The organism is Acinetobacter sp. WA-87 (genome assembly GCF_039938935.1).
GTDB classification, from domain to species: domain Bacteria; phylum Pseudomonadota; class Gammaproteobacteria; order Pseudomonadales; family Moraxellaceae; genus Acinetobacter; species Acinetobacter seifertii.
Genome location: NZ_JBDUVF010000004.1, coordinates 97,765 through 114,147 on the forward strand (window position 1 = coordinate 97,765; position 16,383 = coordinate 114,147).

A 16,383-nucleotide genomic window follows, 5' to 3' on the forward strand; every position below is an offset into this window, starting at 1 on the left:
TTATCACGATGGTGTTGTTTATTTCATTATGAAACAATTTTTAAGGCTTTCAATGAGCTAGATTGTATAAGAGTTGTTCTCTTACAGAAATGGAGAGGCAAGGTGGAAGAGACATAATTCGATTAGGGTTATGCCTCTCAATCTTTACATAAAAGTCTGATATAAACCGTATAAGGCAATTAATAAAAGCAATAGGCCGCATAAGCCGAGTATTTTAGGATATAAGTGGCTGTTAGAAAGACGGCGGAAAAACACATACACTAAAGACAGGGTTAAAAAATCCAAAACAATCCATGTCAGGGTAAGAACAGTTAGACTGAAATTTAAGTTAGGTGAAATAGAGACAAACTGAGGAAAGAAAGCCGAAAAGAAAATAATATCTTTAGGATTTGAAATACCGACCAAAAAGCCTTTTTTAAAACCACCATTTTGGGCAGAAACGGTTTGTATTGCTTCTGGATGTGGAGCTTGAATCACTTCTTTAAGAATACTAAATCCTAAATAGCCAATATAGAGACAGCCTAAAACACGAATAATATTTAAATAGCTTTCATTAATACCGAGTACTCCTTTAAGTACGAGTACTGAAATAAAAATTAAAACCAGTGATGCGAGATTTGTACCAAAAATGGTTTCGAGTGCTTTTTTATAGCCGCCTTTAAGCCCAGCGCTTGCCACTAAAATCATGACTGGGCCAGGGGTAGCAATCATAATAATGACACTGAAAATAAAGAGAAAATAATCAAAATAATTCATGAAATATAAGCATCTTGTTTATTAGGCTATAAAGTAAGCTCATATTAACTGATTTAAAATAAGATGCTGAAAATTATCATCAAAAAACTATAGATAAATAAAAAGGCGGTTTGACCGCCTTTTTATGAGGTGAGTAATTAACTCAAATGTTCGCCAAATAAACCTAGTGCTTCTTCAGCAGTGAACTCATAACGGGTGTTACAGAACTGGCAATCCATTTGAATTGGGTTCTGAGCTTCCAGTGTTTCATGAACAGCATCAACACCAATTTGAAGTAATGCTTTAGCACAACGTTCTTTAGAACACGTACAGCCAAATTTTAAGTGTTCAACTTCTGGCAAGCGTACTTCTTCTTCGTTATAGAGACGATACAAAATTTCATTCGCTGAAAGCTCAGTCAGTTCTTCAGGCTTAAGCGTTTCAGTCAGCATAGTCAAACGCGGCCATAGGTCTTCATCAACCAGTTTTTGCTCTTCTTCATCATGACGAGGTAATAACTGAATGAGTAAACCACCAGAACGTTTAGCTGTACTTGCCAATACAATACGAGTTGGAATTTGAGCAGATAAATCATAATACTGCATCAAACAACCCGCTAGATTTGTCTGGTCAAGAGGTACGATCCCTTGATAACGCTCACCATGCTCAGGCTCGATGTTAATAAATAAAATTGGATTAACTAAAGCACCAAGGACTGTACTGCTGTCAGTTGCTTCAACAAAACGTGGATCTGTTTCGTAGTCTGCTAAAGCACGAACTTCACCTAAGTGATTACATTCAGCCATAGCCCATTTGAAAGAGCCGCTAGCCTGGATTTGCAAGCTGATACGGCCTTTGATTTTTAAAGTACTTGCAAGTAATGCAGTCGCGCTCAACATCTCGCCTAGTAGAATTTTAACCGCAGGCATGTAGTCGCGTTGAGCTAAAATAGTTTGTAATGCTTCTTCTAGATGAACTACTTCACCGCGAACAGGAAAGTCCTCTATATAAAAGCGTTGGCGTAAATCAGACATAATATTCTCCAGGGCCCTAAGCAGATTATAACAACTTCGGTTTAATCAAGCTTAGGGAATGCAGCGAAGCTGCAAGCAGGACAACGGCAACTTTTGTACCGATTGTCGCAATCATTTAGGCAATGTGAATAAGTCCTTAATATAGCCATTTTGCGAAATCTCAAGTTATTCTTCGTGATCTCGTGTAATGTCGATACGATTTGGTTGTAAATGACGCTTTAAGTTAACGTCATGTCTTGATGTGGCTTGCTGTGCATCGCTTTCAAATAGATGCTCAAGTTCAGCCAGCGCATTACGATGGGTTTCAAAAACCTTTTGTTCATCGGTATAAATGCTTTGCTGCTGTATGAGTAATTTCTCATCATAATCTCGAAAGATTTCGATATTATTATAAGCCTGTTCATCGGAAATACCGAGTTCGCGTAAAGCGCGATAAGCCATACCTAATGATGATAAATAGGTTTCACGCCAAATATGTTCAACACCTAAATCTCTTAGCAGGTGTACATGATGGCGGTCACGAGCGCGTGCTAATAGCTTTATGTTTGGATAGTTTAATCTCAGATGTCGTGCAACATTCATAGAGTCTTCGACATCATCAATTGCCAAAATAAATACTTGGGCTTTTTCAATGCCTGCCGAGCGAAGTAAATCAGGTTGCGTGACATCACCGTAATAGAGTTTACCGCCATATCGACGCACAAAGTCCACTTGATGAAGGTTGTTGTCGATCGCAGTAAAGCCTAAGTGCTGCAAGCGGGCAATACGTGCAATAATTTGTCCAAAGCGACCAAACCCAGCAATGATAATTGGATTATCTTGCTGAGGAATTTCATCATACTCAGGTGGACGTTCTTTATTAAACAAAGGAATGATTTTAGTTGCCATAATCCAGTAAATTACTGGTGTAAGGACCATCGACAACGTCACAATTAGCGTAACAGGCTCTAATAAAGCATCAGTTAAAACGTTTTCACTTTTCGCAAGACTTAAAATGACAAAAGCAAATTCACCACCTTGAGCCAAGCAAGTTCCAAGCAGTAGGCTATTGTTCCAACTGTATTTTTTATAGCGGGCAATGGCAGTTAATACGAGGGTTTTTATCACCAACAGACCGACCGCTCCACCAATAATGAGCCAAGGCATTTCAATCAGTAAAGACAGTTGCGTGGTCATGCCCACAGTCATAAAGAACAAACCAAGTAATAGTCCTTTAAATGGAGCAATACTTGCTTCAAGTTCATGACGGAATTCCGAGTCGGCTAAAAGTACGCCTGTGAGGAAAGCGCCTAGAGTGGTGCTAATTCCTAAAGTATCCATGAGTAGTACAACAGCAAGGATAATAAATAACCCTACTGCGGTAATCAGTTCAGTTGCACCACTTTTTGCAACGAAACGGAAAAATGGACGCATCACGTAACGACTAAATAGGAACAGACCACTGAATGTCGCGATGATGGCCGCAAAATAAGCAATACCATGATGAGTAGATTCGGTTCCTGCTAACAGTGGAATGACTGCCAATAAAGGAATCGCTGCAATATCTTGGAAAAGCAAAATTGAAAACGATTGCTGACCGTAGGTGGTGTTGAGCTGTTGTTTTTCGGTCAGTAGTTGTAATACAAAGGCTGTAGAAGACAGCGCAAGTGCAAAACCAATGACAAAGCTAGCAGCAAGTTGTTGCTGAAATAGTAGCAATACGGTGAGCATGAGAATTGCGCCCGTAATCACCACTTGTAAACTTCCCATCACGAAAATGGAATCACGCATTTCCCATAACCGTTGTGGACGTAACTCTAGTCCAATTAAGAACATAAGTAAGATTACGCCGAACTCAGCCAGTTCCATAATGGCTTCAGGGTCATGAGCAATATTTAAAACACTCGGGCCAAGAAGGATGCCCGTAAATAAATAACCTAAAACTGTTGCAATCCCTAAGCGTTTACCCAAAGGGACTAAAATCAGAGAAGCTCCAAGAAAAATTGTTGCTTGCAGTAGGAATGACATTCATTACCCCGAATGTATTGATCTTTTTAAGTGTAAAGCCAAAAAGGCTTCTTCACACCATCATATTCAAATCATCTAACTAAATTCTTGTGGGTCAACATCAATAGAGAGCCTAAGTTGATGCTGTCTTGGTGCATGAACCAACTGAGCCCACCATTGTCTTAAGTAAAAGTGCAGACGAGCACGGTCGGCAGACAAAATCACCATATGTGCGCGGTAACGTCCCGCTTTACGTTCCATTGGTGCTGGAATGGGTCCCCAGATATCAACAATATCACCTACAATTTGGCGAAGCTGTTCAGCAGCTTCATTTAAAAAATGCAAGGTATAGTCACGATCTTTCGACTCGGCACGAATTAAAACTGCATAACGATAAGGCGGCAGTAAAGCAACTTTTCGTTCAGCTAATGTTTGTTTCGCGACCGCCCGATAATCTTTTTCGATGAGTGTGGTGAGTAAAGGATGATCTGGCCTTAAAGTCTGTAAATAAACATGGCCTTTGTGTTCTCCACGACCTGCACGACCAGCCACTTGTACAATCAACTGTGCAGTACGTTCTGGCGCACGAATATCGACACTCAGTAAACCCGCATCAATATCTAAAATAGCAACCAAGGTCACATGTGGAAAATGGTGACCCTTTGCCAACATTTGAGTACCAAGCAAAATTGTGGGTTTGTTTTGATGAATACGATCATAGATTTTTTGCCAGCTACCGACACGACTTGTACTGTCACGGTCAACACGAATCACATCATAGTCTGGGAATAGTTCTTGTAAGTGTTCTTCAACCTTAGCTGTTCCGGCACCTAAAGTTTTTAAACTCTTCTGCTGACATTCAGGGCAGTGGTCTGGCAAGCGATGAACCGTGCCGCAGTGGTGACAATGCAAATAAGAATAAGGCTGAGTATGCAACGTAAAATGCGCATCGCAATGTGGGCAATTTGCTTGCCATCCACAGCTTTCACAAACCAATACAGGTGCATAACCACGGCGGTTTAAAAATATTAAAACCTGTTCTTTTCTTGCTAGGGTATTTTTAATTTGCTCGATTAAAGGCTGGCTAATTCCATGCTGCTTTTTGACAATTTTAAGATCTATCAAATGCATTTTAGGTAAAAGCGCGTGGCCTGCACGCTGGTTCAGTTGCAGTGAAGTTAACTTACCAGTTTCTACTAAGTGATAGCTGTCGATACTTGGAGTCGCCGAACCTAAAATAACAGGGCAGCTTTGTAAGTGGCCTCGGTACAGTGCGACATCACGCGCATGATAACGGAAGCCTTCTTGCTGCTTATAAGACAGGTCGTGTTCTTCATCTAAAATGATGAGGCCCAGACGTGGCAACGGCGTATAAATGGCGGAACGAGTCCCTAAAATAATAGATGCTTTACCAGTTTGTGCCTGTTGCCATGCTTGTAATCGTTTAGAGTCATTTAAGCCAGAGTGCAATAAAGCAATATCGCAGTTAAAACGAGACTTAAAGCGCGAAATAGTTTGAGGGGTTAAGCCAATTTCAGGAACCAATACTAGGACTTGCTTACCTTGTTTTAACACCTCATGCATGATGTGCAAATAAACTTCAGTTTTACCACTTCCAGTTAAGCCATCTAGTAAAAATGCTTGGTATTGATGCTGTGCATTAATGACGTGCTGAGTTGCTTTCTTTTGATCATCATTTAGCGTAAGTGGCATTTGAGCCAATTGCACAGGTGCTGGGCTAAAATCATGAGGCTCAAGTGTACAGTCTATGAGCCCTTTCTTTTGTAACGCTTTAAGCGTAGCCGTTTCTACACCACTTAAATTAAGAATATTTTCTGTAGTTCCGGCAGGGTGTAATTTTAAAATCTGATACGCATCTTGTTGCTTAATGGAACGCCTTAACAAGGCTTCTACATTTTCACAAGGAATGATTTTCCATAGATGAAACAATACATCCATTGGTTTACCCTGACGCAATAACGCGGGTAGGGCCGTTTGCATCACTTCACCAATCGGAAATTGGTAATACTGGGCAGACCATGTCAATAAACTTAAAACTTGTTCATCTAAAATAGGTTCATCATCTAAAAGTTCAGAAATGGCTTTAAGCTGAAAGGTGCCTGTAAATGATTCTTGTGGGTCAACTTTTTCAGTAATGATACCAATCAGGTTTTGCCGTCCAAATGAAATCGCGACGCGTGAACCTACCTGAGCCCGTTCATATTGTGCTTTGGTGAGTGTATAGTCAAAAGTTTCGTACAGATGCACAGGTACGGCAACACGCACACGATAAACAACTGAATCAGGTTTTGGCGTTATGGTCATAGAGGCTCATTTCGTCAATTTTAAAAAACGGCATAGCGTCGTGAAGAGGACTTGGGTATTCTACACAGGCTATAGAATGAATATGAATGATTGCGTAGCATAGATGCAACAGCAGCGACTATTATTTTTGGAAAATTAGAACATTACCATGCCTGCATATCAATTTACTGCTATTGATGCTTCAGGGAAGCAGCAAAAGGGGGTGCTTGAGGGAGACTCAGCACGTCAGATTCGCCAACAATTACGCGATAAAGCATGGACTCCGATTAGCGTTGACCCTGTTGAGCAAAAAGATAAGCATCAAAGCCACGGATTATTTCAGAAAAAGTTTAGTGCTTATGATTTGGCACTAATGACCAGACAACTTTCAGTTTTGGTTGCTGCTGCAATTCCTCTAGAAGAAGCTTTACGCGCCGTGAGCAGGCAAAGTGAAAAAGCACATGTGCAAAATCTTTTACTCTCGGTTCGTTCAAGAGTATTGGAAGGGCATTCACTCGCGCAAGGCATGCAACAGTCAGGTCGTTTTCCTGACCTTTATATTGCAACGGTTGCGGCAGGTGAGCGTTCAGGTCATTTAGATCTGATTTTAGATCAGTTGTCCGACTACACTGAGAACCGTTTTGCCATGCAAAAGAAAGTTCAAGGTGCCATGATTTACCCCATCATTTTAATGCTGATGTCATTTGGTATTGTGATGGGATTAATGACCTATGTTGTACCCGAGATTGTAAAAACCTTCGATCAAAGCAAAGATGCATTACCATGGATTACAGTCGCTTTAATGAAAGCGAGTGATTTTATTCGCCATGCGTGGGTGTTTATTATTCTTTTTGCTGTGATAGGCATTGTTGCCTTTGTGCGGTTTTTAAAAACAACGGCTGGTCATTATGCTTTTGATCGCTTAACACTCAAGTTGCCATTATTCGGTAAACTGTCCCGTGGTATTAATGCTGCACGCTTTGCCAGTACTTTATCTATTTTGACTCGTTCAGGCGTGCCTTTGGTAGACGCTTTAAAAATTGGTGCTGCTGTGACCAATAACTGGGTGATCCGTGACTCAATTGCGAATGCTGCTGAACGTGTCACAGAAGGTGGTAACTTGGGTACGCAATTGGAGCGCAGTGGTTATTTCCCACCAATGATGGTACAAATGATTCGAAGTGGTGAGGCATCAGGTGAGCTTGACCGTATGCTGGAACGTGCGTCGACTATGCAAGACCGTGAGGTGACGACATTTATTTCAACCTTATTGGCATTACTTGAACCGCTTATGCTGGTATTAATGGCAAGCATTGTGCTGGTTATTGTAATCGCGGTTATGCTACCAATCGTAAATATGAACAATATGATTTAATAACTTTGATATTAGAGATAATGATGAAAGTAAAAAATATTCAAAGCGAAACAGTGATGAAACAACATAGTGAAGCTGCGGTTTCAAATCAGCTTGAGCCAACGAGCCATTCCGAGCATAGCTTTGTCTCAGATGTTTGTTCCTCAAGCACAGCTTTCGGACTTGCGGCACGTTCGAGCGGTGCTCGAATGAAACGTGTATCAGGCTTTACCCTTATTGAAGTTATGGTTGTGATTGTGATTTTAGGGGTATTGGCTGCTTTAATCGTACCGAACGTCATGGGCCGTAGCGAAAAAGCTAAAATCGATACGACTCAAATTACCTTGAAGGGTGTAGCGGGTGCTTTAGATCAGTACAAGCTTGATAATGGGCATTTCCCAACCATGCAAGAAGGTGGGCTAGATGCACTTATTAACCAGCCTGCTACCGCAAAAAACTGGATGCCAGGTGGTTATGTGAAAGGTGGTTACCCTAAAGACAGTTGGAAAAATGATATTCAATATGTCATTCCTGGAAAAGACGGCCATCCTTTTGACCTATATTCATTTGGTGCAGACGGTAAAGAAGGTGGTGAGGGTAACGATGCCGATATTTATTACCAGCCTTAATTAAAATATAAGAGAGATTATCAATTCGGATAGTAAGAGAAAATGATAATTCGAATTGATAATCTTTCTTAATCACAAAAATATAATAAGCTGTTGAAAATAAAATAATAAAGTTAATAATTATATTTGAGATTTAAAATAAGAATTATTCCCATATTTAATAGTTACAAGAAAGTTAAAATATCAGAGGAAATAAGCTATATATTTAAATAAAAGCTTTGCATAATAAATAAAAATCACTTTATAAAACTATGGGAGAGATTAAATGAAAGCATTTCTCGTACTTGATGAACTAAATCAGTTTCATTGGGCGATGCTTAAGTCTGTCCTATTGATTTTAGCATTATTACCCATTGCTGAAGTTTCATTAAAACTATGGCTGAGTACAGAAGGTAGCAGTCAAATCATGATTGGCTTCTTTGCATTAAGTATTGTCAGTGCATGGTTAATGGTGAGTTTTTTCACTGCATTAAAAGCGAGTGTATGGCAAGCTAAACAAATATCTTCTAAATATGAACAATTACTTTTTAAAGCTTATCGCTATGTACCCATGGTCTTTTTATCAAGCTTAGTTGCTTATTTATCTTTGCAATTATCAATCGCTTTTTAATGATATTTAAAACCAAATTTTTAGATAAAACGTAGACTCAATATCTACGTTTTCATTTTTTAAACAGGCTCTACTAATAGTGCCGTGATTTTACGAACGACAGGTAATACCAAAAGTAGTGTTGGAAAAGCAATTAACCAAGAAATGATCCATGCTGACATCCAGACATTTATAGAAAACTCTTCTAATCCTAAACTTCGTAAAGTACCGACCATGGACACTACAAAAGTCATAATGATGGATAGAAAAAAAGGTAAAACAATAGCAGTATAGCGACTTGGAAGTTTCTTAAAACTATAGAAAGTTTTTTGGTTTTCCATTTTGACTCCGTAAACCAAAAAACGCCCGTGCCATTCAAAATATAAAAATATTTTGAACAAATAGCTCCAAGCCTTGTTGGAGGTATGTTGGAACGTTGATTGACGTAAACGTTTACGGCTTTTGAATCAGCGGATTTAATTTAACATGAAATTTTCAAACTAAAAATAAAGAAACAATTTATTTTTAAATATTATATGTTTTTTGTTTGAAAATTTAAGAATATGAGAAAAGTAAATGGAACAAATCGAGTGGAATGATTTTTTAAAAGTAGAACTTCGCGTTGGTAAAATTATTCAAGCTGAGGTTTTTGAAAAAGCGCGTAAACCTGCTTATATTTTGCATGTAGATTTTGGTGAAGAATTGGGTGTACGTAAATCGAGTGCTCAGATTACTAAACTTTATCAACCTCATGACTTGATTGGTAAATTAGTAGTTGCTGTCGTAAATTTCCCTAAAAAACAAATCGGGCCTATTCAGTCAGAATGCTTGGTGACAGGGTTTCATAACGCAGATGGGGATGTAGCACTTTGTATCCCAGAGTTTGAAGTGCCTCTGGGTACAAAGCTATTATAATTTAGCGACGCGATTTATAAGACACATCAACTTGACGTGGACGATAGATCCAACCTAAAACCAACAGTAATACTGCAAATCCTAAAATTGGGTAATCACCTAGACGGTTATAGAGAGTTTGGCCTTGCATAGCTGGTAAATCACCTCTCAAGACAAACTCTTTATCAATCGGTGCTTGTTCAGTGATATGACCATTTTGATCAATAAATGCTGTTACACCTGTGTTGGTTGCACGAATAAACCAGCGCCCATTTTCTTTCGCACGCATTTGCACCATTTGTAAATGTTGCCATGGACCAGCAGTACCCGTAAACCAAGCATCATTAGATACAGTCACCAAGAAGTCGCTATCTTCTGCATTACGTCGTGTCAGGTTCGGATAAGCCACTTCATAACAAATTGCAGCAGCAAGCGCATGCCCTTTAATTAAGAGTGGTTTCTGGTTGCTCTCGCCACGTGTAAAACCGCTCATGCTAATATCATTTTGCATGGCAGGTAAAACCCATGACAGTAAACCTGAAAGCGGAATATATTCACCAAAAGGTACGAGACGCTGCTTTTTATAAAGGCCGCTTGAATCGCTGCCAGACGCCATAATACTGTTGTAATACAGAGGACTGCCGACTTGATGTGATTTTGCAACATCCCAATAAGGAATACCGGTTACCCAAGCGGTATGGTTCTTTTTAGCTTGTGCATCCATGGCATCCAAAAACGGTTCAATGTCGGTTTGGAAGAGTGGAATTGAAGACTCAGGCCATACAATGAGGTCACGGCCCCATTCAGATTGAGTTAAACCTGCATAAATTTCTAATGTTCTAACTTGATATTCGGTTAGCCATTTTAAATCTTGTGGAATGTTACCTTGAATAAGCGAAACGCTCAGTGGTTTAGCCGCTTTAGGTTGTACAAACTGAATATATGATGCTCCCCATGCACCTAAAACTAATAGGGCAGCAGGGATAACCCAGAAAATACGCTTACGCAGAACTTCAACTAAAGCACACGCTAGAACAATTGCCACGAAGGAAATTGCATAAATACCAAATAGCGGTGCATAACCATCGAGTAGGCGTTCAGTAAAAGCGTAACCTACAAATAGCCACGGGAAACCCGTAAATACCCAAGTTTTAGCCCACTCAAAAACAATCCAGAGAGGTGCGAAAGTCAGTGGTGTTTCAGGGAAGAAGCGTCGATAAACCCAAGTTTGAAATGCTGTAAATAACCCCATCACAAGAGCCATAACAGCAATCATACATACGCTTAAAAAGGCATTGGTATCGCCATATACATGGATAGATGTATAGAGCCAGAAAGCCCCTACAAACCATAAACCAAAACCATAACTCCAGCCAATCGCAAATGCTTGTTTGGCTGAGCGTTTATGCAATGTCGCATAGAGTAGGGCAGGAGACAAAATTGCCAGCCACCACCAATAATAAGGTGCCAGTGCAAAGCTGAACACGGCACCTGAAAATAAAGCAATGAGCAATGGAAAAATTAAAGGAAGCTGTTTTTGTTGTTGCGAAGAATCTAACAGCTTTTCAAAGTATGCTCTCATTGACGTACAGCTCGAATCAGATGAATAGTGCGGGCATCTGCTTCAACAATCGTAAATAACCATTTTCCAAGTTCAACAGTCTGACCTTGTAAATCACTGACTAAACCAATTTCTTGAAGCAATAAACCGCCGACAGTTTCTACTTCATCGTCAGAAAAATCAGCATCTAATACAGTGTTGAAGTGTTCAATTGGTGTAAGTGCCTGCACCATCCATGCATTCGCTACACTGTGGTCACTATCTGGAACAATGTACTGAGCATCTTCATCAGCAGTATCATGTTCGTCTTCAATTTCCCCCACGATCTCTTCAAGAATATCTTCAAGCGTAACTAGACCAGCCGTTGAACCATATTCATCAATGACAATCGCGATATGGGTTTGGGTATGTTTGAGCATACGAAGAACTTGATCTGAACGTGCGCTTTCAGGCACAAATAATGGCTGGCGCATAAGCGAGCCAATATCTAATTTGGTATTTGGTTCAGTCAAAAATGGCAATAAATCTTTTGCCAATAAAATACCGACAACATTATCGGGTTGGTCAGCTGAGAAAACTGGAAAACGTGAGTGAGCAGACTCAACCAATACGTGAAGAATATCAAGTAACTGATCATCTTCTTGCATACTGATCATTGCTGTTCGCGGCGTCATAACTTCACGAATTTTTGTAGCAGGAAGGTCAAGAACACCTTCAAGCATGGCAACAGTATCAGGTTCTAAAAAACGACGTGAATTTTGGACTAGTTTTAATAATTCATCTCGGGTTTCGGGCGCTGTACCTAACCACTTTCGTAAGCCTCGCATTCCCCACGACGGACTCGGTTCCTCTTGCATGATCTTTCCTAAAGACTCAATGTATCAAATGAATACATTGATCATACCGAAGAAAAGGCCCTTATGCATCTATAAAACAAAGTAAAAGACAAAACACATATTGTTATGTAAACACCAGTTACAGTTCATAAGTCAGTGATCGGTTTATGCTAAAATGTGAAAATTCTATTTGTTCGAGTTAGTTATGTCAGAACAACCTATTTCACCTACTGTACAACTCAATACACGTGGTTTACGTTGTCCAGAACCTGTCATGATGTTGCATCAAGCCATTCGTAAATCTAAGTCTGGAGATGTGGTTGAGGTCTTTGCAACAGACAATTCGACATCGTGGGATATTCCTAAATTTTGTATGCATTTAGGTCATGAGTTGCTTTTGCAAGAAGAACGCTTAGATGAAAATGGTCATAAAGAATTTCATTACTTGGTGAAAAAGGGCTAATAGAATAAATAAGGCTTCTAATGAATAATGTTGGGAGCCATTAAACATTTAAATTATTTTAAAATGATAATTTTTTACAAATAAGAATCATTATATAATCTATAAAATTAAGTATATAAATGACATATAAAAATGAAAGATTATTTTCTAAAACGAAGCTTATTTATTTTCCTTTGGTTCGCATGTCTTGCTGGTTTGTTACGTATAGAAGTTTCTTGGTTAACTGAGACTATGGCTACCATAATTCTAGTCACTTTTATAATTCTCGGTTCAATTATATTAGGTTATAGAAATACATCTTTTGCTCCAGAATCAAAAATTAGCAATAGCCTCATCTTACATACAGGATTCATGGGATTTATGCTAATGATTGATTTATTATTTGGAAAATCAGCTTGGTATATTGATGTAGCGCGGAATTTTGGTTTTCTTAGCTTATTTTTATTAGGCACATTTATTTTCTATAAAAAGAATTTTAATTTAAAAGTATCAAAAATACCGCCTTTTCAATAAGTGGATACTAATAAAAAAGCCCCGATTATTCGGGGCTTTTTTATTACATGTTAGGGTAATTCGGACCACCGCCGCCTTCAGGCGTTACCCAAGTAATGTTTTGAGATGGGTCTTTAATATCACAAGTCTTACAGTGAACACAGTTTGCTGCGTTAATCTGGAAGCGTTTAGAACCATCATCATTTTCCATGATTTCATAAACACCAGCAGGGCAGTAGCGCTGAGCAGGCTCATCCCATTTTGGTAAGTTCACATTCACTGGAATTGAAGGATCAGTAAGCTTCAAGTGAGCTGGCTGGTTTTCTTCATGTACAGTGTTTGAGATAAACACAGAAGACAAACGGTCAAATGTAAGCTTGCCATCTGGTTTTGGATAGTTTGGTTTGAAGCTCGTTGCATCAACAGTTTTCAATGCAGCAAAGTCTTGCTTCAAGTCATGTAAAGTAAATGGAACTTTAAAGACGTTTTGGTCGATAAAGTTAAATGCACCACCCATCCATTGACCAAATTTATGCATTGCTGGACCAAAGTTACGAGAGTTATAAAGCTCTTCTTTTAACCAGCTGTTGTTAAATTTGTCAGTGTATGAAGTCAATTCTTTAACGAATAAATCTTCGCCTTCAGTAACACGTGCAATTGCAAGGTCACCGCCTTTTTCTACACCAGCAGCAATCGCTTCAAATACAGCTTCACCACATAACATGCCTGATTTCATGGCAGTGTGTGAGCCTTTGATTTTTGCAAAATTTAAGAAACCTGCGTCATCACCAATTAAGCAACCACCTGGGAAAGTCAATTTAGGCAATGAGTTGAAGCCGCCTTTCACTACAGCACGTGCGCCGTAAGAAATACGCTTACCACCTTCTAAATATTGTTTAATGAGAGGATGAGTTTTCCAGCGCTGCATTTCCATGAATGGATACATGTGTGGATTTTCATAAGACAAGTCCACGATCATACCCAAAGTCACTTGGTTGTTTTCAGCGTGGTATAACCACCAACCACCAGAAGAACCAGTTTCAGCCAATGGCCAACCAGCACCGTGCATTACTAAGCCCGGCTTATGTTTTGCTGGGTCAATTTCCCAAAGTTCTTTAATCCCGATACCGTAGTGCTGAGGGTCAGCATCTTTATCAAGATTGTATTTTGCAATCAGGCGTTTACCTAAGTGACCACGGCAACCTTCAGCAAAGAGGGTATATTTCGCGTGAAGCTCATAACCTGGAGTAAAGTTATGCGTTGGTTCGCCATCTTTACCAATACCCATGTCACCAGTTTGAATACCTTTTACAGTACCGTCTTCATGGTAAAGCACTTCAGATGCAGCAAAGCCAGGGAAGATAGAAACTTCTAATTCTTCAGCTTTTTGACCTAACCAACGAACCACGTTACCTAATGAAATAACATAGTTACCGTCATTGTGCATGGTTTTAGGAACCATCCAGTGAGGTGCTTCTTTAGACGTAGTTTCTGAAAGCAAGAAGAATGTTTTGTCTTCAGTTACAGGTACGTTCAGAGGCGCGCCTTCTTCTTTCCAGTTCGGGAAAAGTTCATTAATAGCACGTGGTTCAAGTACAGCACCAGATAAGATATGCGCACCTACTTCAGAGCCTTTTTCAACTACACAAACTGAAAGATCGGGTAAGTTATTCTCAATCGCTAATTGACGGATCTTAATCGCAGCAGATAGACCTGCAGGTCCTGCACCTACGATGACAACGTCAAACTCCATCGATTCGCGTTCGATGTGTTCCATGTAGGACTCCTCAATACTTAAAGGTGGCAACCGTAATGTCAGATCATCCGGTGCTGCCGTGAGTTTTAATCCATAGGCGCAAATATGCTATTGTGCCTTTTATCGTTTTGGCTAGTATAGTTTTAAACCATGATCTAGCCAATTGGCTGAGTCGTCATATTTTCTCGTCAGCAAGGCATAAACTATGGTAAATCAAAATAATTCCCCATCGGATATGGGAAAAAAACCGTTATCTGATGATAAAAACTTAATGAACATTGCACAATACTTAAAAGATGTACAGCAAAGTCACAAAAGGTCAATTCCACCTTTAGAGCAATGGCATCCAAAGCATTGCGGTAAAATGGATTTAACGGTTAAAGCCAATGGAGAATGGTGGCACGAAGGTCAATTAATCAAGCGCCAAGCCCTATTGGATTTGTTTACCAAAGTCCTATGGAAAGAAGAGGGTAAATTCTACCTGAAAACCCCTGTAGAACAAATTGAAATCGAAGTTGAAGATGAACCTTTATTGGTCAATCAGGTCGATCAGGTCGAAATTTCAGGTGATCAGTTTTTACAACTGACGACGACCAATCAAGATGTGATTTTGGTTGATGCAGAACATCCGATTTTTATGCGCGAATATGCAGGCGAATTACGCCCTTATGTGCATGTCCGATTTGGTATTAATGCGCTTATTCAACGCCAAGCTTTCTATCACCTCGTGAACTACGGAACACTGGTCGAAAATGATAAAGGTGAAACCATTTTGCAGTTAAAAAGTGGTAATTTGCACTTGCAATTAGGCACTTGAGGTTTAAGCTTTATAGAGTGAAATTTTCCGACACTCTCTAGTACTGCCATGACAGCCATACAGCCTTTATTTACTGAATTAGAATCTATGCCTAAAGCATCAGCAGATGCCCCAATTGGTATTTTTGATTCGGGAATTGGAGGAATGTCGGTTGCGGCAGAAATTGCCAGATATTTGCCAAACGAACGTATTGTCTATTATGCCGATACAGCCTATGTACCTTACGGCCCTCGTTCTGATGACGAAATTAGAGAGCTTACCGCTCGCGCTGTCGATTGGTTATACCGCCAAGGTTGTAAAATTGCAGTCGTAGCATGTAATACTGCCTCAGCATTCAGTCTTGACCATTTACGTGAACATTATGGCGAGCACTTCCCAATTGTTGGTTTAGTACCGGCATTAAAACCTGCCGTATTACAAACACGTTCTAAAGTAGTGGCAGTATTGGCAACGCCTGCTACTTTTCGTGGGCAACTTATTAAAGATGTTGTTGAAAAGTTTGCTGTTCCAGCGGGTGTTAAAGTCATGACTTTAACCAATCTCGAACTTGTTCCTTGTGTTGAAGCAGGGCAGCAAATGAGTCCTGTTTGTTTGAATGCATTAAAAGAGGTTTTACAGCCTGCAGCCGATCAAGGGGCTGACTATTTAGTGCTCGGTTGTACGCATTATCCGTTCTTAAATGAAGCAATTCATCATCTTTTTGATAACCAATTCACACTGGTTGATTCGGGATTAGCAGTTGCCCGACAAACAGCCCGTATTTTAATAAAAAATGAGTTATTATGTGACCAAATACGTCAGAATGTTGCACGTATTGAATGTTATGTAAGTGGTAATAATGCCGATGCATTGCAACCTGTTTTACAGAATATGATTCCACAAGAATTGACATGGACGCTGCACAATCTGAGTTGAGCTCTGTTGTAGGCATTC

General features: G+C 39.7%; 16 protein-coding genes. 8 read left to right on the plus strand and 8 right to left on the minus strand.

The genetic code is table 11. From position 1 onward, the window contains the following. Positions 1–144: 144 nt before the first annotated feature. From ABFY81_RS12920 to ABFY81_RS12935, 4 genes are all read right to left on the minus strand, one after another. A complete protein-coding gene (locus ABFY81_RS12920; protein ID WP_004699012.1) occupies positions 145–756 on the minus strand; it encodes a LysE family translocator in 612 nt (203 codons plus the stop codon). A 137-nt stretch (positions 757–893) separates the two neighbouring features. Then, entirely contained in the window at positions 894–1,769 is an 876-nt protein-coding gene (locus ABFY81_RS12925; protein WP_004699009.1) for an Hsp33 family molecular chaperone HslO, read from the minus strand. Positions 1,770–1,934: 165 nt separating this feature from the next. Then, positions 1,935–3,776, minus strand: a complete 1,842-nt coding sequence (locus ABFY81_RS12930) for a monovalent cation:proton antiporter-2 (CPA2) family protein (RefSeq protein WP_347913917.1) — start codon at positions 3,774–3,776, stop codon at positions 1,935–1,937. Positions 3,777–3,851: 75 nt separating this feature from the next. Further along, the gene (locus ABFY81_RS12935; RefSeq protein WP_347913918.1) at positions 3,852–6,080 is read right to left on the minus strand and encodes a primosomal protein N'; all 2,229 of its coding nucleotides are present in this window, start codon (positions 6,078–6,080) and stop codon (positions 3,852–3,854) included. 148 nt (positions 6,081–6,228) lie between these two features. Here ABFY81_RS12935 and gspF point away from each other — a divergent pair, with 148 nt between their 5' ends. From gspF to ABFY81_RS12950, 3 genes are all read left to right on the plus strand, one after another. Next, positions 6,229–7,434 (plus strand): type II secretion system inner membrane protein GspF, encoded by a 1,206-nt coding sequence (gene gspF / locus ABFY81_RS12940; RefSeq protein WP_151749805.1) that lies wholly within the window; start codon positions 6,229–6,231, stop codon positions 7,432–7,434. Positions 7,435–7,457: 23 nt separating this feature from the next. Continuing rightward, a complete protein-coding gene (gspG, locus tag ABFY81_RS12945) occupies positions 7,458–8,042 on the plus strand; it encodes a type II secretion system major pseudopilin GspG (protein ID WP_347913919.1) in 585 nt (194 codons plus the stop codon). A 265-nt stretch (positions 8,043–8,307) separates the two neighbouring features. Further along, positions 8,308–8,652, plus strand: a complete 345-nt coding sequence (locus ABFY81_RS12950) for a hypothetical protein (protein WP_019456903.1) — start codon at positions 8,308–8,310, stop codon at positions 8,650–8,652. A gap of 59 nt (positions 8,653–8,711) precedes the next feature. Here the strand turns inward: ABFY81_RS12950 and ABFY81_RS12955 are convergent, their stop codons facing one another. Then, on the minus strand, positions 8,712–8,972 hold the full coding sequence (locus ABFY81_RS12955; RefSeq protein WP_347913920.1) for a DUF2798 domain-containing protein: 261 nt from the start codon (positions 8,970–8,972) through the stop codon (positions 8,712–8,714). Positions 8,973–9,207: 235 nt separating this feature from the next. Between ABFY81_RS12955 and ABFY81_RS12960 the strand changes: the two genes are divergently transcribed. Then, positions 9,208–9,546, plus strand: coding sequence for a tRNA-binding protein (locus ABFY81_RS12960; RefSeq protein ID WP_019456905.1), 339 nt, complete (start codon positions 9,208–9,210; stop codon positions 9,544–9,546). 1 nt (position 9,547) lies between these two features. Here ABFY81_RS12960 and lnt read toward each other — a convergent pair whose 3' ends face one another. Together lnt and ABFY81_RS12970 are read right to left on the minus strand one after the other, a co-directional pair. Continuing rightward, positions 9,548–11,107 carry an apolipoprotein N-acyltransferase gene (gene lnt / locus ABFY81_RS12965; RefSeq protein WP_191012520.1) on the minus strand — a complete coding sequence of 520 codons (1,560 nt, stop codon included), beginning with the start codon at positions 11,105–11,107 and terminating at the stop codon, positions 9,548–9,550. Continuing rightward, entirely contained in the window at positions 11,104–11,943 is an 840-nt protein-coding gene (locus tag ABFY81_RS12970) for a CBS domain-containing protein (protein ID WP_004698992.1), read from the minus strand. Before ABFY81_RS12970 ends, lnt begins: the two co-directional genes overlap by 4 nt. Before the next feature lie 184 nt (positions 11,944–12,127). Between ABFY81_RS12970 and tusA the strand changes: the two genes are divergently transcribed. Further along, positions 12,128–12,385 (plus strand): sulfurtransferase TusA, encoded by a 258-nt coding sequence (gene tusA / locus ABFY81_RS12975; RefSeq protein ID WP_002053527.1) that lies wholly within the window; start codon positions 12,128–12,130, stop codon positions 12,383–12,385. A gap of 132 nt (positions 12,386–12,517) precedes the next feature. Next, the gene (locus ABFY81_RS12980) at positions 12,518–12,898 is read left to right on the plus strand and encodes a hypothetical protein (protein WP_143221090.1); all 381 of its coding nucleotides are present in this window, start codon (positions 12,518–12,520) and stop codon (positions 12,896–12,898) included. A 43-nt stretch (positions 12,899–12,941) separates the two neighbouring features. On the opposite strand, the gene ABFY81_RS12985 is transcribed toward ABFY81_RS12980, so the two are convergent. Then, positions 12,942–14,654, minus strand: a complete 1,713-nt coding sequence (locus tag ABFY81_RS12985; RefSeq protein WP_347913921.1) for an electron transfer flavoprotein-ubiquinone oxidoreductase — start codon at positions 14,652–14,654, stop codon at positions 12,942–12,944. A gap of 184 nt (positions 14,655–14,838) precedes the next feature. Between ABFY81_RS12985 and ABFY81_RS12990 the strand changes: the two genes are divergently transcribed. Next, entirely contained in the window at positions 14,839–15,450 is a 612-nt protein-coding gene (locus ABFY81_RS12990) for a DUF1285 domain-containing protein (RefSeq protein ID WP_347913922.1), read from the plus strand. A gap of 48 nt (positions 15,451–15,498) precedes the next feature. Then, positions 15,499–16,365: a glutamate racemase gene (gene murI / locus ABFY81_RS12995; RefSeq protein WP_039251168.1), complete on the plus strand. Its 867-nt coding sequence runs from the start codon at positions 15,499–15,501 to the stop codon at positions 16,363–16,365. The last annotated feature ends 18 nt before the right edge of the window (positions 16,366–16,383 follow it).

Excerpts from the sequence above, each read along its gene's own strand:
- ABFY81_RS12920 (WP_004699012.1), bottom strand. The coding sequence starts at position 756 with ATGAATTATTTTGATTATTTTCTCTTTATTTTCAGTGTCATTATTATG.
- ABFY81_RS12925 (WP_004699009.1), bottom strand. The coding sequence starts at position 1,769 with ATGTCTGATTTACGCCAACGCTTTTATATAGAGGACTTTCCTGTTCGC.
- ABFY81_RS12930 (WP_347913917.1), bottom strand. The coding sequence starts at position 3,776 with ATGTCATTCCTACTGCAAGCAACAATTTTTCTTGGAGCTTCTCTGATT.
- ABFY81_RS12935 (WP_347913918.1), bottom strand. The coding sequence starts at position 6,080 with ATGACCATAACGCCAAAACCTGATTCAGTTGTTTATCGTGTGCGTGTT.
- gspF (WP_151749805.1), top strand. The coding sequence starts at position 6,229 with ATGCCTGCATATCAATTTACTGCTATTGATGCTTCAGGGAAGCAGCAA.
- gspG (WP_347913919.1), top strand. The coding sequence starts at position 7,458 with ATGAAAGTAAAAAATATTCAAAGCGAAACAGTGATGAAACAACATAGT.
- ABFY81_RS12950 (WP_019456903.1), top strand. The coding sequence starts at position 8,308 with ATGAAAGCATTTCTCGTACTTGATGAACTAAATCAGTTTCATTGGGCG.
- ABFY81_RS12955 (WP_347913920.1), bottom strand. The coding sequence starts at position 8,972 with ATGGAAAACCAAAAAACTTTCTATAGTTTTAAGAAACTTCCAAGTCGC.
- ABFY81_RS12960 (WP_019456905.1), top strand. The coding sequence starts at position 9,208 with ATGGAACAAATCGAGTGGAATGATTTTTTAAAAGTAGAACTTCGCGTT.
- lnt (WP_191012520.1), bottom strand. The coding sequence starts at position 11,107 with ATGAGAGCATACTTTGAAAAGCTGTTAGATTCTTCGCAACAACAAAAA.
- ABFY81_RS12970 (WP_004698992.1), bottom strand. The coding sequence starts at position 11,943 with ATGCAAGAGGAACCGAGTCCGTCGTGGGGAATGCGAGGCTTACGAAAG.
- tusA (WP_002053527.1), top strand. The coding sequence starts at position 12,128 with ATGTCAGAACAACCTATTTCACCTACTGTACAACTCAATACACGTGGT.
- ABFY81_RS12980 (WP_143221090.1), top strand. The coding sequence starts at position 12,518 with ATGAAAGATTATTTTCTAAAACGAAGCTTATTTATTTTCCTTTGGTTC.
- ABFY81_RS12985 (WP_347913921.1), bottom strand. The coding sequence starts at position 14,654 with ATGGAACACATCGAACGCGAATCGATGGAGTTTGACGTTGTCATCGTA.
- ABFY81_RS12990 (WP_347913922.1), top strand. The coding sequence starts at position 14,839 with ATGGTAAATCAAAATAATTCCCCATCGGATATGGGAAAAAAACCGTTA.
- murI (WP_039251168.1), top strand. The coding sequence starts at position 15,499 with ATGACAGCCATACAGCCTTTATTTACTGAATTAGAATCTATGCCTAAA.